The sequence below is a fragment of the Novosphingobium sp. genome, assembly GCF_036820275.1.
In the GTDB taxonomy this organism is placed as follows: Bacteria; Pseudomonadota; Alphaproteobacteria; order Sphingomonadales; family Sphingomonadaceae; genus Novosphingobium.
Genome location: NZ_DAISLT010000071.1, coordinates 1 through 15,108, shown reverse-complemented (window position 1 = coordinate 15,108; position 15,108 = coordinate 1). Strand labels below are relative to the sequence as shown.

Here is a 15,108-nt window from a genome sequence, read left to right as displayed (position 1 = left end):
GCATCGACGGGCGCGCCAAATCTATTTGCGACTGACGCTGGCTCGATCCCGGCTATTCGCTACACGATTGTCGCGTCCGATCCCAAGGCCCCACTCCACCGTAGTGGCCGGTAGGCGAATGTCTGGTTTGGGGTCGGGTTGCGCGGATAGTTGACGCTCACGTTGGGTCGGCTTCCGACCAGAGATCCAGACATTCTTGCCTTATACTCTCAAAGGCCGCGAGCGTCCGAAGCTGCCGTTCGGGGTGTACCGAGCAACCCATCCGCATTCGGCGTAATTTCCAGACTGAGGGCCCCTTATCTAGCCAGGCAGATGACTTCTGAATGCAGGCCTCGTAACGAGGCCTCCTGGGCGCTATTCTATAAAGTTGGTTTTAGATTAGCTGGACGTCGCAATAGTGTGAATTTTGGTCAAAAAGTGTGTCATATCAAAGCGCTTCAAACACGCAAATCGCAGGATGTAGAGTCATAACGCGGCTTTGTAACTGCCTTATTATTTATCGCCGACGTTGAAATCGCGTTTAACGCCTCCATATAAGATTAATCGCCATCTTTATTTTTGAGCAAGGGCGACCGAGAGTTAAGTGCTCCCGCTCAAGCGGTGACTCCAATGACCAGGAAATCTAACAACCAAGCCGGCACATTTTCAGCCTTTTTATCGGCAAGCGACGAGGCTGAACAGTTTGCATATGCTACTCGCCAGAAGGAAACTGGCTTAGTGGACTCGCCTGCGCACGGCGCTAATGCGGAGCCGAGCGAGGAAACTACGCTGGAGCGGCGCGTACTTGCTCATCAACGCATCCTACAAGCGCTTATCTGCGATCTCGCCGACGACGATCCAGCAATTTTTGAGCGATTGAATGTGCGCTTTGGGGTGGGACACGATCTTGGGTCTTACGAGCAGGATTACGTGACGACAGGCCATTACTGCGAACACTTTCTCGACAGCGTCGAGCAGCGACACTCCTCGCGCCCTGTTACGAATCCTAAAATCGCTATAGCATTCGAGCCACAAAAGGTCGGGCCTTTGGATGGTCTAGGATCGCGACAAGTAGCGTCGGATCGCGGCCAGCGCGAGGAGTGGGAAAATGAGGGCGGCTCGTTCGCAGTTCCTTTAACGCCACCGAGAAACGCCTGCTTCAGTATTTTTCGAGCTGATCGCGTCATGCTAACCTCTACCCGGCCCGCCGGAGGAGATTGGCGTTGGAAACTTCGCGCGAGTACCGGCGCGTTGATTGCAAAGGGCTCTGGGTTTTCGACCGAGAAAGAATGCCTCGCCGCCGTAACGTTTCTCAAAGATAATAGTAAAAACGCAAGAATATTCATAGAATGATTTCGCGCAAATGACCTAAAATTTTCGTGAAGTTACGAAACATGAAAACGGGGCAAAAACGGCTGCACGATCAGATCGCTGCTTTATGCAATGATCTCGGAGCCATCTAAGCGCAGGATTTTGCAGGGACGACGCTCTACACGCTCCGGCTGATGGTGACAACGAGAATGAGCTTGTCGCTAATCCCTGTCCTTCATGCTCGGTCAGACGAGCTTCGCGGAAAGCTCATCGTCGTCCTGCCACTGGTTCGTGGGGCTTCGGTGCGCGAACTCATGATGACCTGGCGTAATTCGTCGCCAAGACCTGAAGCTCATTGCCGCCTCGCCAAGATCATTGAGGGCTGCCTGCTGCCCTGGGCGTATACCGAAGGCGATAAATCGACATGTCGCTTGGGACGCGCAAAAATGTCCCACTATCGGGCGGCTCGCTTCCGGAACCGACCAGGTTCAGTCGTCGTGTACGCAAAGTTGAACGTCAGTTCTCGCTATAATCTGCCGTTAGCATATGCCTGACACTCTAAACCGCCGACACCAACGTAGCGACCGTCCAGTGATCGAGGCGCGAACTCTTAATCCAGTGCCCTGTTCATACTTAGGCCAAACATGTCTGGTACGCAGTGCGTCCGAAGTTAGCGCGCGATCGCTTGCACGAACGTTGCGAGGTCGGTTTCGAGCGCCGCCACCGTGCTGTTGGCGCTTCGCATCCGCCGGGACGCTATTAGCACCGTGACCGGTAAAGCCGGATCACGGATGGTCCGGAAAGCTAGAGACCTCGCGTCCGGACCGCTCCGATCCAGCTGCCAAGGCGGGAGAATGCCATAACCGAGTTGATTCAAGACGAGATCGCAGACCAGGCGCGCGGAGTCGGCATGGAAGCGCACGTTCAGTTCAATGCCAGTCCGATCCGCGGCGGCATTAACCGTCGGACGCAGCCCCATGTGATGAGAAGACAGGATCATCGGCAACCGCGCGAGTTCCGCGAAGGCGATCTCGTCCGATCTGGCCATGAGCGGATCGTCCGCCCTGCCGACGAGGGCCAGGTTCAGGTTCAGGACCGGTCGTTCGTTCAAGCGCGGGTCAATCGTGGGTTCTTCGAGTAGCGCCAGGTCGATCATGCCGCGGGCAAGCCAGTCCACGAGGCTGCCGTGTGGCCCTTCAATCACGCGCGAGGCGGAGGAGGTTGCAGCCAGGTGCAACGCCAATGGTGTCGAAAGCAGCGCCGTGAGGCCGACGGGAATGCCGATCGCAATGTTGCTTTGCGACTGCCGCGACGCCGTCCTGATGCGCTCGATCGCCAATTCGAGTTCACGCATGGGACCGGCGATGGCGTCGCGCAACATCGTCCCCTCATCCGTCAGAGCCATGCCACGCGCGAACCGGGTGAAGAGCTTGAGGCCGAGTTCTTCCTCAAGCAGGCGCATCTGCCTGCTTAGCGCAGGTTGGGCGATGCGAAGCACGTTGGCGCTGCGAGTCAACGAGCCATCCTGCGCGATCCGCAAAAAATAACTCAGGCGCTTGGTCTCCATCCTCCGTCCTATATCATCTCGGCATAGCATGTGGTCGAATATTTTAGTGGCGGTATGGAGGAAGCCGCGTCAAATTCTCTTTCGATTCGAGCCCTAAGGCCGGACATGAGAGAGGAAAGCGTCAGTGACATTCGCCGAACGTTACGGCCCCTGGGCGGTCATCGCCGGAGCATCCGAGGGAACTGGCCGCGAATTCGCCCGCCAAATCGCCAAGGAAGGCGTCTCCTCGGTCCTGATCGCGCGCCGTTCCGAGCCGCTCGCGGCGCTCGCCGCCGAGATCGAGGCTGAATACCGGTTGCGGTGTGTGACGGCGTGCGTTGACCTCGCCGCGCCCGATGCCGCCGAGCGGGTCTTCGAGGCTGTCGGCGATCGCGAGGTCGGCCTCTACATAAGCAACGCGGGCGGCGATCCCAATGGCGAGGCGTTCCTTGACGCCGAGGTTGGTGCCTGGATTGACCTTGTGCAGCGCAACGTCATGACAGTGCTGAAATGCACGCATGGCTTTGCCGGGCCGATGAAGGCGCGAGGGCGGGGTGGCATCATGCTCGTCAATTCGGGCGCATGTTATGGCGGTCTGGCGATGATGGGGCCTTATTGCGGCAGCAAGGCGTTCAACCTGTGCCTCGCCGAGGCGCTCTGGGCGGAATTGAAGCCCTCCGGCGTGGATGTCCTCACTCTGGTGATGAGCAAGACCGACACGCCGGAATTCCGTCGCTACATGGCGGCAAAGGGCCAGAGCATCCCCGAGGATTCCGCTTCCGCGTACGATGTCGCCCGGGTCGGACTGGAGCGCCTGCCGTATGGTCCGATAAAGAACTGGGGGGAGGAAGACGACCAGACCGGGATGACCAACCAGTCGGCCGCACAGCGGCGCGAGCGCGTGGTCGCAGTTCAGCGCATGACGCGCGAGATGATGGGTCAGGATTGAAGGGAGTGACAGCGCACATGGATTTGCAGTCGCTTCTGGACCGGCAGGCTATCACCGACCTCATCTATACTATTGCCGCTCGATGGATCGGCTGGACGTGTCGCTGGGACATTCCATCTGGCATAGCGACGCGATCGCGGATTATGGTCCTGACGTCTACCAAGGCCCCGGCCCGGGCGTGATCGACCTGATCTTTGCGCAGCATCGCCATACCCTGCATCACTCGCATCAGGTGACCAATATCCTGATCCATGTGGATGGTGATAAGGCCGGACGAGACACGAGAAGATCGGCTCTACCTCAAAGCGCTGAAGATCCGGTACGAGGGCGGCTCAGGCTTTTGGCTACCTATCGTGCAACACCTCGCATTGCGCGGCTATACGGCAGCGCTACGTGAACTTGGCGATTGGCGTGCTGGTGAAGGCGACGAGGCGCTCTTCGGCACGCCTTCAAACCGCAACAGCCCCGCGGGGCTTTATAGGCGAGCATTTAGAAGTGGTGATGTCATTGCCGCAAACAATGCTGCCGTAAGTTGCTTCAATCGTAACGACATGTCTGGATATCGCAGTTGGCTGCGTCTTGCCGCCAACGCAGGGGACACAGATTCTTGCAGGCAGCTTCGCTACTTTGAATTGCGGTTGCCGCATGCCAGACCGCAGAAGATCAAGCGGTTAAGGCCCGCCCAAACGCGAGATGAATGGATTTAGCCTGCATCTGCTCAGTCGCGCCTGTATGGGAAAGCAGCCCTTCGGCTCCTTGGCACGTCAATTCGGCATCTGAACGGCTACAACGGGTGCTTAGAGCCCTTTGCCGTCACAGCGTTCCAAAACTGCGCGTGCGGCGCGCTTGGAAGCGTCATCGCATTGCTCATAGGAAGAAGTTCCGTGCCGTGCGCATGCAAAGAACACTTGGTGCTTCTCCGTCTTGGCGAGCTCTTCCATTGCTGCGTGCCGGTCAACTTGGATCGTGGCCCTCATAACTGATTGGAGAAGCTCGATCATTATGTAAAATGGGAAGGCAAAAGAGGCCATGACCATTATGCCGTGAAAGGTTTTCCCGCCTTGCATTTTCCTGACTATTGGGCCCGATAGATACAGACCAGGCGAAAAGGAGATCAGCATTTGGGCTAATGTGCCAAGCGGCTCACCAATCTGAGACTATAGAAATTATAAGGTTTCCGAAAAAACTTATCTCTAGTGCCCGAAACACTCGATCCACGACAGCGTCGATTTCGACTTTCCGAAGAAATATGATGGTTCGTGCCATCAATGCGTCAAATTTCTCTAATTGCGAAGCGCCATCGCGTTGCCAATCTTGTCCTGACATGAGCCCCCACAGGTCACCATTTCGGCCATCCTTAACTGAGTTCGCCTTGAGTGTGCAGGACGAAGTTTCGACAACTGTGGAGATGGCTATGCATTTTAGAAACGGAAAGCAGACAGTCGAATTTCGGAAACGTAAAATCAGTTCTGGAACGACCAACTAAGGCGCGTTGCAGCCAAAGCACTGATGGCAATTTCTATGCCAGGAGCGTCAGCTTTCTTGGGCTACCTGCTCGGAACCGGACTGAGCGAAATGTCCCACGTACGGCCATTCAGGGCCCATGTAACTCTTTGATCAAAGGCAGCTTCGAGGGGGTAAGCAGTGCTCCTCTACGTCATCTGTGAAGGCGCGCCCCGAGTATCCGCATTTTTCGAAGCCGCGACGTTGGAGCGCATTACGGCGAGGTTTCGACTGCGCGTCGGTTGATCGCGCAGTCGAATGCCCGGTTCGTCAGTTTGTGGAAATTGCCAACGTCTTGCGCCCGCGCTTCTTTACCGCGGGTGCTGCCGTCGGCTGGACTTCGGCAGCGGACTTCGTCGGCCCGCGCTTGCCCGACTTGCGGCCGAGGCCGATCTTCACCGCGAGTTCCTTGCGGGTTTCGGCATAGTTCCGGGCCACGAGCGGGTAGTCGGCGGGAAGGCTCCAGCGGGCGCGATATTCCGATGGTGTCAGCTGATGGTCGGTGGTCAGGTGGCGCTTGAGCATCTTCAGTTTCTTGCCGCACTCGAGGCAGGTGATGGTGTCCGGCTTGACCGACGAGCGCACCGATACCGCGGGTGTCCGGACCTCCTCGACGGGAGCGGGCGCCTCGCCGAGACCCGCCAGGGAGCCGTAGACCGCGGTGATCAGCCCGGGGAGAGCGTCGGCGGCAACGGCGTTGTTGCTGACATGAGCGGAAATGATATCGGCCGCGAGGACCAGAAGAGTGTCGTCGGTCATAGTGCTTCTTTTACCCGAATTTTTGTGTTTCTTGGCGCATTCGCTCAAGCACTTCGGCGGCGTATTCGCAAGTGACGCTGAGGTATATTCGTCTGAACTTTGCGACGATGTTCTGTTTTGGGTCTCTATTCGTTGGGGATGTTTACGGGCGCGGCCTGTTCTGCGTGAGCTATCGTCGGTTGCATGACACCGGTGACTGCTATTGCTTTCGAATAGCGATGACGGTTTGGCGCAGCCGTTGATCTGCGCCATGATGTGCATAGCGGGCGCTGGAGGATGGACGGATGTGCAACCGGGCAAGAATGCGGGGAGAGCCGGAAAGCCTGTTCGGATCGGCAGCCGGGCTGTTTACCGAGCGCCCGCGGGACAATCGCTTCGATCCGCAGGAGCTGCGGCCGAGGGGCAGGGCTTATGTGATCCGCGAGGAGGGCGGGCGGCGGGGCTGGGATATCATGTCCTGGGACGTGCTGGGAGGAAAGGGCGCCTGGCCGATGACCAATGTTCGCCGCCTCGCGGAACCCCAGTGGCGGCGCCTCGCCGAGCGTCCGGAAAATCGCTGTATCGTGCCGCTCACCGAATTCTGCGAGTTCACGCCGGACAGGCACGATCTCGGCGACGGCAAGCCGCCGCTGAAGGGCGAGATGTGGTTCGGCGTGGCCGATCAGCCGACGTTTGCGGTGGCCGGGTTCTGGCAAAGGACGGCGGTTGGCGACGCTTTCGCGATGGTGACCTGCAATGCCAACGAACTGGTGGCGCCGATCCATCCCAAGGCGATGGTCACGATCCTCGAGCCCGAGGCCGTGACCGCCTGGCTCCAGGGGAGCTACGAGGAAATCGCCGCGCTGCAGCGGCCTTACGATGCCGCGAAGATGTCGGTGAGGGGGCCGGTATTTCCGACGCGGAGGCGGGAAGCCTGATCGAAAAGGTATTGCGTTGCCGAGCTGGCGATGTGGCGGGCCATGCGGCGCGCGCAGCGGCCTGCGGCGTGGGTTCCGGGACTTGCATTGCAGTAATTCTTTTTACTATCAGCAAATTACGTAAATTGTTGAACGGATACGGAGCCGAATTTTGAACCGATATATCTTGCTTGCGCTGGGAAGCGCTGTGCTGCTGAGCGGATGCTCCGATCCGAAGAAGGCCAGCAAGGGCAATTTCCAGGCGGCGATCGGTCACTGGATCGAGAAGAACCCGCCCTGCCTGCGGGTCCCGGAGGGAACGATCAAGCCGGCCAAGGACAGTGACGCGGAGTATCCCCGCTACGTCGATGCCTCGCCGCTCACCGCCAAGTTTGCGATCGTGAATCGCGAGCGCCAGGAAGCGCCTTTCGCCGCGCTCGCCGATGCCGGGCTGATGACGGTGCGCGACGCGCGGATCTCGATCAAGGCAGGCTTCTTCGACAATACCGAGAAGGAAGTCCCGGTCCACGCCTACGAGCTCTCCGCCGAAGGCAAGAAGGCGATCGCGACGACCCCGGAAGCCTCCGGCCTCAAGTCGATGTCGCAGCGCTTCTGCTATGGAACGCCGACGGTGGACGAGGTCGTCCAGTTTACCGAACCGGCGGAGATGATGGGCGTGAAGCTCTCGCAGGTGTCCTATCGTCATCACCTCGAGAACCTTCCGGCCTGGACGCAGAATGCCAAGCTCCGCGCCGCCTATCCGCAGCTGGAACGCGACACCGCCAAGAGCCTCGACGGCAAGGCCGCTGTAGTGCTGACCAACGAGGGTTGGGTCCACGAAAAGGAAAGCGGCCTCTGACGGGGCGGTTCGGCATGTTCCCCTTGCCCGGTGCTCGGGCGAGGGGACATGCCATTCCTCAGGCGGTACCGTTTCCGAGGCGGCCTGGAGCAGCCGGATAGCGGGAATGCCGCGTGCCCGCGCTCAATGAAAATCGTGGCTGCGGATGGGCACGAGATCGTCCGCAGCTGGCGCCGTGTTGTACGGCGGGGATGCGAGCGTGCGGCCTGCCGGAAACTTGGGGTCGCGGGGATCGGGACCGCCGCCGTGGGTCGCGCCGTCGCCGCGTCCCGGCGGCACCGAGAAACGGCTACGCGCGATCGAGCGCAGCATGGCATCGTGATCGATGATGCGGTCGCAGATCACGTGGATGATCTCACCTTCCTTCTGCACGCGCCCGCGCATTGCGATCATCGAGGCGGACATGATCTGGCGGCGATAGATCTCGAACTTGTTGGGCCAGAGGATGCCGTTGGCGATCCCGGTCTCGTCCTCGATCGTCACGAACAGTACGCCCTTGGCGGACCCCGGCCTCTGGCGCACGAGGATCACGCCTGCGACCTCGATGTTGCGTCCATCGCGAATCGAGGAAAGATCGGCGCAGCGAACGATGCCCATCGCATCGAGTTCTGTGCGCAGGAATTCGAGCGGATGGCCGCGCAGCGACAGCTGGAGCGAGCGGTAGTCCTCGACCACCTCGCGGCCGGCGCTGATGGGGCGCAAGGCAACCTCCGGCTCCAGGCCTTCCGGCGAGAAGTGCGCTTCGCGCGCGTCGGCTGCCGCGAACAGGGGAAGCGGCGCCTCGCCGAGGCCCTTCACCTTCCACAGTCCCTGGCGGCGGTCCTCCGCCAGGCAGGAAAGGGCATCGGCCTGCGCCAGCCGTTCGATCGCGGCGCGCGGCACCCCGGCGCGGCGCCAGACTTCCTCGACGCTTGCGAAGGGAGAGGGGCCTCTTGCCGCGGCGATCGCCGCGCCGTGGACATTGGCCAGCCCGTGCACCTGCCGGAAGCCGAGGCGAACCGCGAGATAGCGGCCCGGCGCAGGCTCGAGCGTGCAGTCCCAGTGGCTGTGGTTGATCGAGACGGGACGAACCTCGACGCCGTGGGCGCGCGCGTCGCGCACGATCTGCGCCGGGGCGTAGAAGCCCATCGGCTGCGCGTTGAGCAGGGCGGCGCAGAACACGTCGGGGTGATGGTGCTTCATCCAGCAGCTGGCATAGGCGATCTTGGCGAAGGAGGCGGCGTGGCTTTCGGGAAAGCCGTAGGAGCCGAAGCCTTCGATCTGCTTGAACGTGCGTTCGGCGAAGTCCTTGGGATAGCCGCGCGAAACCATGCCGTTCACCAGCTTGTCGTAGAAATGGCTGACCCCGCCGGTAAGCTTGAAAGTCGCCATCGCGCGCCGCAACTGGTCGGCTTCCGCCGGCGTGAACCCGGCGCCGACGATCGCGACCCGCATCGCCTGTTCCTGGAACAGCGGCACGCCCAGCGTCTTCCTGAGCACTGCCTCCAGTTCAGGTTTCGGATACTCGGGCGTCTCCTTGCCTTCGCGGCGCCGCAGGTAGGGATGGACCATGTCGCCCTGGATCGGCCCCGGACGCACGATCGCGACCTCGATCACGAGATCGTAGAATTCCCTGGGCTTGATGCGCGGCAGCATCGACATCTGTGCGCGGCTCTCGATCTGGAAGACGCCGAGCGTGTCGGCCTTCTGGATCATCGCGTAGACGCCGGGATCGTCGTCCTGCAGGTCGGCCATCGTCTTCGTGACGTCCTTGTGCGCCTCGAGCAGGTTGAACGCGCGGTTCATGCAGCCCAGCATCCCGAGCCCGAGCACGTCGACCTTCATGAACTTCAGGGCATCGATGTCGTCCTTGTCCCACTCGATGATCTGGCGGTCCTCCATGCGCGCGGGTTCGATCGGCACGAGGTCGTCGAGGCGCTCCTGCGTCAGGACGAAACCGCCCGGATGCTGCGAGAGGTGGCGCGGCGTACCGATCAGCCGGCGCGAGAGATCGAGCGTGAGGCGCAGGCGGTGGTCGCCCGCATTGAGGCCCAGGCTCTCGATCTGCGCGTCGGTGATCCCTTCCATCGACCAGCCCCAGACGAGACCCGTCAGCATCCTGGTGAGATCGCGCGGCAGGCCGAGCGCCTTGCCGACTTCGGCTACCGCGCCGCGGGTGCGGTAGCGGGTGACGACGGCGGTCAGCGCCGAGCGGTGGCGGCCATAAGTCTCGTAGATCCACTGGATGATTTCCTCGCGGCGCTCATGCTCGAAATCGACATCGATATCGGGCGGCTCCTTGCGCTCCCCCGAAACGAAGCGCTCGAACAGCAGCTCGTGCCTGATCGGGTCGATCGAGGTGATGCCGAGCATGAAGCATACGCAGCTGTTGGCGGCCGAGCCGCGGCCCTGGCACAGGATGCCGCGGCGCCGGCTCTCCGCGACGATCGCGTTGACGGTGAGGAAATAGGGGGCGTAGCCGAGCCGCTCGATCAGCCCGAGCTCATGATCGATCTGCCGGGCATAGGCCTGCGGGAGCCCTGCGGGGAACATGCGTGCGGCCGCATCATGGGTCAGTGCAGAGAGCGCCTGCTGGGCGCTGCGCCCGGCCATCACTTCCTCATAGGGGTACTGGTAGCGGATCTCCCCGAGGTCGAACCGGCACTGCGCCGCAATATCGGCGCTGGCCTGGATTGCACCCGGAAAGGCAGCGAAGCGCCGCTCCATTTCTTCGGGCGATTTGAGGTTGCGGTCCATGAACCGCTCGCGCCGGAAACCCAGCGCATCGATCGTCGTCTTCTCGCGGATCGCGGTCATCACGTCCTGCAGCGGGCGCAACTCAGGCGCGTGGTAAAGCACGTCGCCGGTCGCGACGCAGCGCACCCCGGCGGCGCGCGCGAGGTCGGCGAGACCGTGGAGACGCGCCTGGTCGCCCGGCCGGCGCCGCAGCGAAAGCGCGCAGTAGCCGTCGTCTGCAAAAACGGATCGCAGCGCGGCGAGGTGCCCGGCCGTTTCGGCGTCCGGCATGTCCGGAAGCAGGATGGCGACGAGGCCCTCGGCGTGCTCGGCCAGATCGCTCCATTCGAGCATGCAGCGGCCCTTGCCGCCGCGCGCCTTGCCCCGCGACAGCAGCCGGGTGAGGCGGGACCAGGCCGCGCGGTCCTTCGGGTAGACCAGCAGCGCGCGGCCGCACGCGAGATCGAGGCGCGATCCCGCGATCATGCGTACGCCGGTGGTCTTCTGGCCTTCCCAGCCGCGCACCATCCCGGCGAGCGTGCCGCGATCCGCCAGGCCCAGGGCGGTGTGCCCGAGCGCAGCAGCCTCGGCGAACAGCTCCTCGGGCGAGGAGGCGCCGCGCAGGAACGAAAAGTGGCTCGTCACCTGGAGCTCGACATAGGTCGCCATCAGCCGAACACCCCGTGGAGATACCAGGTGAGATCGCCGGTCGGCGTATCGACGCCGTCGCCGCGCCGGAACACCCAGAAACGCTCGCCCCCGTCGGCCTCGACGATGAAGTAGTCGCGAACTGCCCAGAGCTCGCGCTCGCTGCGCCACCATTCGCCGTGGATCCGCTCGGGACCTTCGCCCGCGGAAATCCGATAGGACTTGCCGCGCCAGGTGAACCGGCGCGGGGGATGGTCGGGCAGCAGGGCCACCACGCCCGAGAGCTGCTCGGGCCGCGGCAGCAGGCGGATAGGTCGCCGCCAGCCCGGCCACCGGGCAGGCCTCGCCAGCGGATCGGTCCGCCTGGCGGCGCGTTCGGGAACATCGCTCTCGATCGCGGTGATCCGGAACAGGGCGTCCTCACCGACCCGGCCCGCCAGCTGATCGACGAGCGGGGCGATGTCCGGCGCGCACGGATCGCCTGCGAGCCCGTTGCGGGTCATCTCGGGCTGCAGGATCTCGGTGCGCGGCGCGGTGAGTTCCATCGCCTCGATCCCGAGGCCCGGATCGATGCGCTCGACCCGCATCGCCAGCATGCGCGCGAGATGCTGCGCGTCCCGGGTGGCGCGCGCGGTGCCGATCGCGATGCGCTGGTCGATGCCGTCGACGCGGCGGCAGGTCAGAACCGCGCTGCGCAGCCCGAGGCGGCGCCCCTCGAGATCGCGCACGAGATCGCCGAGCAGATCGCCGGCGACCTGATTGATCGCTTCGGCGGTCGCGATCGGCTCGAGCAGCCGCCGCTCGGCGCGCGGCGTCTCGAAAGGGACGACCGGCACGATCGGTTCCGCGACGAGCCCGCGGGCCTGGTCGAGACGTTCGACGGCCTTGAGGCCGAGGCGCTTGGCGAGCGGCCCGCGCGGCATCGGATAGAGATCGGCGATCCGCTCGAGACCGAAACGGCTTGCCGCGTTCAGCACCTCGTCCGGCAGCCGCAAGGCGGCCAGCGGCAGGTCCGCGATGGCCTGTGCTTCCTCGCCGGGAGGCAGGATGGTTATTGCCGCGTCCGCAAAGCGGGCGAGGGCGTGGGCCGCGCCGGGGCTTGCGGCAATGGCAATCCGGGCTGTGAAGCCCAGCCGCTCGAGGAAGCGCAGCGCGCGCCGGCAGAAGCGCGCTTCACCCCCGAAAAGATGGGTAGTGCCGGTGAGGTCGAGCCAAAGACCGTCCGGCGCGTAGACGCTTGCCGTCGGGGTCCAGTGCCGGACCGCATGAAGCGCGAGGCGATCCAGCCAGGCCTGATCGCCGTCGCGGGCTGCCTCGCGGACTTCGAGATCGCTGACGAGCGCGCGGGCCTGGGCCGCGGTCATGCCGGGATGGAGGCCGAGTTCGCGTGCCAGTGGGCAGGCTGCGGTTACCACTTCGCGCTGGCCGCTGCGCTCGATCAGGACAGTCGGCCGCTGCCAGAGGCTGGTGATGTGCTTTTGCGGGGCAGTGACCGGGGGGCGGCCGGCTCCCGGATGGCCGTCGTCCGGACGCATCGCCCGGAACGGATGATCGGCAGGCTCGCTCCGCCGGCCTATCTCGCGCATGGTCGGACGCTGATGCGCGGGCAGTGCATCGATGGCGGCCTGCTTCGCTGTGGGTGCCGGGACGGCGCCTTGCGCCCAGCGCGCGCCCGGCCGCCAGCCGCCGCCGCGCGGCACCGAGCAGGGGCCGGGGTCGTCGTCGATCGGCGGGACGCCTCGCAGCGCCGGGCGCAATCCGGATGCATCCGCCTGATGCCGCGCGGGCGCGCGCGTCTCAGGCGGCGCGGGCGGCAGCTCGGCCCGGCGCAGCCGCTCGATCGGCAGGTGCGGCAGGTAGAGCGAGGCGACCCTGGTCATCGCAGGCCTCGACAAGAAGGGAGAAGGGATTGCCGCCGCGCTGGCGGACAAGTTCGACTTGCCAGCGCCCGCGACCGACGCCGGGATGGGCAAGGGGCCGGGACGGCGCTGCGGCAATGCTCCAGCGCGTCATGGCGGCCGAGGGCTGGGCATGCGGATCCCGCCCGCGGGCACGGTGCCGGCGGTAGAGCAGCATCGGGGTCCCGCTGTCGCCGGCGGCAAGCTGCAGGCGCCGTGTCGCGGTCTGGTCGGCCATTTTGACTTCGGCGATCACGCAGGCCAGCGATCCGTCGCGCAGGCCGTCCTCGGCCATGGCCAGGACCTCGCTGTCCTTTGCCCCTTGCGCATAGAGCACTTTATCCGGGCCGAGCCCGACCTGTTCGAGCGCCGGCGCATAGAGATCGAAGCGCGACAGCGTCCAGAGCACGGTCATCCCGGGCCCTGCTGCAAAGCGCGCGGCGATGCCGGCGGTGAACAGCGTGGCTGCGGCATCGTCGCTCCAGGCCGCGCTGGCACCCGCGATTTCGTGGAGGGCGCCGCTGCTCAGGCCTCGGTCGGGGAGGGCGCCGTCGATCTCGGGCACCCCGAACGGCAGGGCCGGGCCGCGCGCGGTCTGCGCTGCGGCGACTTGCGCGCGCAGCGCGGCGAGCGCGTCGGCAGGCAAGCGGGATGAAAGGGCGGTGGTCAGGAGCATCGGATCGGGGCGACTCATTTGTTCGCTTTATGTTCCGATTGTTTGTCCGCGGCGTCAAGACGGCTGGCGGGGCGATCCCGGGTCGCTGCCCGCTAACCAGCGGGCTGAAAACGATAAAGAATTTAAGCAGCTTCGGTATGCCCAGAAGTGTTCACTTGGTGGTGCCGATGGCCTTTGGTGGCGCGATGCGCCGGAGTTTGCGGGACGCTGATTTCCCAGGTGGACGTTTAACCGTCAGGTCACGGCGAGAGCGTTAGGGTCGGGTCCAGCATGGGGGAAAACATGAACGATATTTGCGGAAACTGCGATGCCGACACGGTCTGACGGGGGCTCTTCGCGGCGATCATTAGTATCTCCCGCGTCCGACCGGCTCCGCGATTGAGGCCGGGTTGAATCGACGAGGGTGCGCTTCTGGTGGGTGGATGCCGGTGCCGGCGCGTGCCGCACGATTCCACGAGTCGCGCACCGAATCGGCCTGTGCGAAAGGCTGTTGGTATTCTGTTGATAAACTGGCGGTCGGGTGCGTTTTCACTGGAGCCGGTACTCGCGCCTCGCTAAGCGGATCCGGCGCGCCTCGAGGGGGATCGACCTTCTCGAGGATGCCATTTCGAACATCGACGGAGCACATCATGACTGGGGCCCAACTGGCCGCGGCCCGCAGGAATCGCGGCCTCACTGAAGCGGAACTCGGCAAGGCCATCGGTTATCGCGATCCCGCCCGCGCGGTCCGCCGCCTCGAAGCCTCGGGCGCGGTCAACTCGCGCGCGCTGACCATGATCAAGGTCGTTTTCGGCACCGTCGACCAGGACAATGCCCGCGAGCGCGGGCCTCGGCGGCGCGCGGTAAATCCCGACCAGCTCTCGTTCGCGTTCTGAGCGGACTGGGGACTGTATGATGCTGCGCTGCGGCTGACCTGGGATCGAACATCGGCTCCCGGACATGACGGTCAGGCGTTTGCAGCGACGTGGGCTTGGCGATGGCTGCCGCTATGGGTGCGGGAAGACGGTTGCAACGGCGAGGTTCGCCTCTGCTTTGAGGGTCTAGCCGCCAGGCGTATGGTGCTGGGCATCGCGCGCTGAATGGCAGCGATGATTGTCGGTATGCCTTTTGGCTGGACTCTGCGCTATCTCGCGGCCTTTGGCGCTGATGCTTGGGCGTCAAGATCTGTTCCGGAACGATTTTGCTCTTCCATGAAAACACCGGTCCTTCTTTGACCGGCCGATCCCTCGATTGCTTTTTCCGCACATTGAGGTTTCCTCGATTTTCCTGACGAGCCCTGACGATCCGAAGCGAGGTGGGGAGAGCCGCAGCCTGGCGCCCCACGCCTCCGGCATGACCGCGCTCTATGCCGCGCGCGGGCGGGCTCACC

The 15,108-nt window shown here is 63.4% G+C and carries 11 protein-coding genes; 6 read left to right on the top strand and 5 right to left on the bottom strand.

The window, feature by feature from the left end; translation table 11 throughout:
• Positions 1-609: 609 nt before the first annotated feature.
• Positions 610-1,332, top strand: coding sequence for a DUF1508 domain-containing protein (locus V7066_RS28050; protein WP_334186218.1), 723 nt, complete (start codon positions 610-612; stop codon positions 1,330-1,332).
• Between the two features lie 628 nt (positions 1,333-1,960).
• Here the strand turns inward: V7066_RS28050 and V7066_RS28045 are convergent.
• Entirely contained in the window at positions 1,961-2,857 is an 897-nt protein-coding gene (locus tag V7066_RS28045) for a LysR family transcriptional regulator (RefSeq protein ID WP_334186217.1), read from the bottom strand.
• Between the two features lie 124 nt (positions 2,858-2,981).
• Here V7066_RS28045 and V7066_RS28040 point away from each other — a divergent pair, with 124 nt between their 5' ends.
• The gene (locus tag V7066_RS28040) at positions 2,982-3,785 is read left to right on the top strand and encodes an SDR family NAD(P)-dependent oxidoreductase (RefSeq protein WP_334186216.1); all 804 of its coding nucleotides are present in this window, start codon (positions 2,982-2,984) and stop codon (positions 3,783-3,785) included.
• Positions 3,786-3,867: 82 nt separating this feature from the next.
• Positions 3,868-4,182 (top strand): nuclear transport factor 2 family protein, encoded by a 315-nt coding sequence (locus V7066_RS28035; protein WP_334186215.1) that lies wholly within the window; start codon positions 3,868-3,870, stop codon positions 4,180-4,182.
• A 1,376-nt stretch (positions 4,183-5,558) separates the two neighbouring features.
• Here V7066_RS28035 and V7066_RS28030 read toward each other — a convergent pair.
• On the bottom strand, positions 5,559-6,047 hold the full coding sequence (locus V7066_RS28030) for a MucR family transcriptional regulator (protein WP_334186214.1): 489 nt from the start codon (positions 6,045-6,047) through the stop codon (positions 5,559-5,561).
• Between the two features lie 284 nt (positions 6,048-6,331).
• Between V7066_RS28030 and V7066_RS28025 the strand changes: the two genes are divergently transcribed.
• Together V7066_RS28025 and V7066_RS28020 are read left to right on the top strand one after the other, a co-directional pair.
• The gene (locus V7066_RS28025) at positions 6,332-6,964 is read left to right on the top strand and encodes an SOS response-associated peptidase family protein (protein ID WP_334186213.1); all 633 of its coding nucleotides are present in this window, start codon (positions 6,332-6,334) and stop codon (positions 6,962-6,964) included.
• A 151-nt stretch (positions 6,965-7,115) separates the two neighbouring features.
• Positions 7,116-7,802 (top strand): hypothetical protein, encoded by a 687-nt coding sequence (locus tag V7066_RS28020; protein WP_334186212.1) that lies wholly within the window; start codon positions 7,116-7,118, stop codon positions 7,800-7,802.
• A 123-nt stretch (positions 7,803-7,925) separates the two neighbouring features.
• On the opposite strand, the gene V7066_RS28015 is transcribed toward V7066_RS28020, so the two are convergent.
• Genes V7066_RS28015 through V7066_RS28005 form a run of 3 tightly spaced genes read right to left on the bottom strand, consistent with a single transcriptional unit; the run spans position 7,926 to position 13,757 of the window.
• Complete coding sequence (locus tag V7066_RS28015; RefSeq protein ID WP_334186211.1) at positions 7,926-11,186, bottom strand: error-prone DNA polymerase; 3,261 nt, start codon at positions 11,184-11,186, stop codon at positions 7,926-7,928.
• Entirely contained in the window at positions 11,186-13,045 is a 1,860-nt protein-coding gene (locus V7066_RS28010; RefSeq protein ID WP_334186210.1) for a Y-family DNA polymerase, read from the bottom strand. The genes V7066_RS28015 and V7066_RS28010 overlap by 1 nt, the downstream gene beginning before the upstream one ends.
• Positions 12,963-13,757, bottom strand: coding sequence for an ImuA family protein (locus V7066_RS28005; protein WP_334186209.1), 795 nt, complete (start codon positions 13,755-13,757; stop codon positions 12,963-12,965). The genes V7066_RS28010 and V7066_RS28005 overlap by 83 nt, the downstream gene beginning before the upstream one ends.
• Before the next feature lie 611 nt (positions 13,758-14,368).
• Between V7066_RS28005 and V7066_RS28000 the strand changes: the two genes are divergently transcribed.
• Positions 14,369-14,614, top strand: a complete 246-nt coding sequence (locus V7066_RS28000) for a hypothetical protein (protein WP_334186208.1) — start codon at positions 14,369-14,371, stop codon at positions 14,612-14,614.
• The last annotated feature ends 494 nt before the right edge of the window (positions 14,615-15,108 follow it).

Coding starts and splice junctions, on each gene's coding strand:
- V7066_RS28010 (WP_334186210.1), bottom strand. CDS start 13,045: ATGACCAGGGTCGCCTCGCTCTACCTGCCGCACCTGCCGATCGAGCGG.
- V7066_RS28050 (WP_334186218.1), top strand. CDS start 610: ATGACCAGGAAATCTAACAACCAAGCCGGCACATTTTCAGCCTTTTTA.
- V7066_RS28035 (WP_334186215.1), top strand. CDS start 3,868: ATGGATCGGCTGGACGTGTCGCTGGGACATTCCATCTGGCATAGCGAC.
- V7066_RS28005 (WP_334186209.1), bottom strand. CDS start 13,757: ATGAGTCGCCCCGATCCGATGCTCCTGACCACCGCCCTTTCATCCCGC.
- V7066_RS28030 (WP_334186214.1), bottom strand. CDS start 6,047: ATGACCGACGACACTCTTCTGGTCCTCGCGGCCGATATCATTTCCGCT.
- V7066_RS28045 (WP_334186217.1), bottom strand. CDS start 2,857: ATGGAGACCAAGCGCCTGAGTTATTTTTTGCGGATCGCGCAGGATGGC.
- V7066_RS28000 (WP_334186208.1), top strand. CDS start 14,369: ATGACTGGGGCCCAACTGGCCGCGGCCCGCAGGAATCGCGGCCTCACT.
- V7066_RS28015 (WP_334186211.1), bottom strand. CDS start 11,186: ATGGCGACCTATGTCGAGCTCCAGGTGACGAGCCACTTTTCGTTCCTG.
- V7066_RS28025 (WP_334186213.1), top strand. CDS start 6,332: ATGTGCAACCGGGCAAGAATGCGGGGAGAGCCGGAAAGCCTGTTCGGA.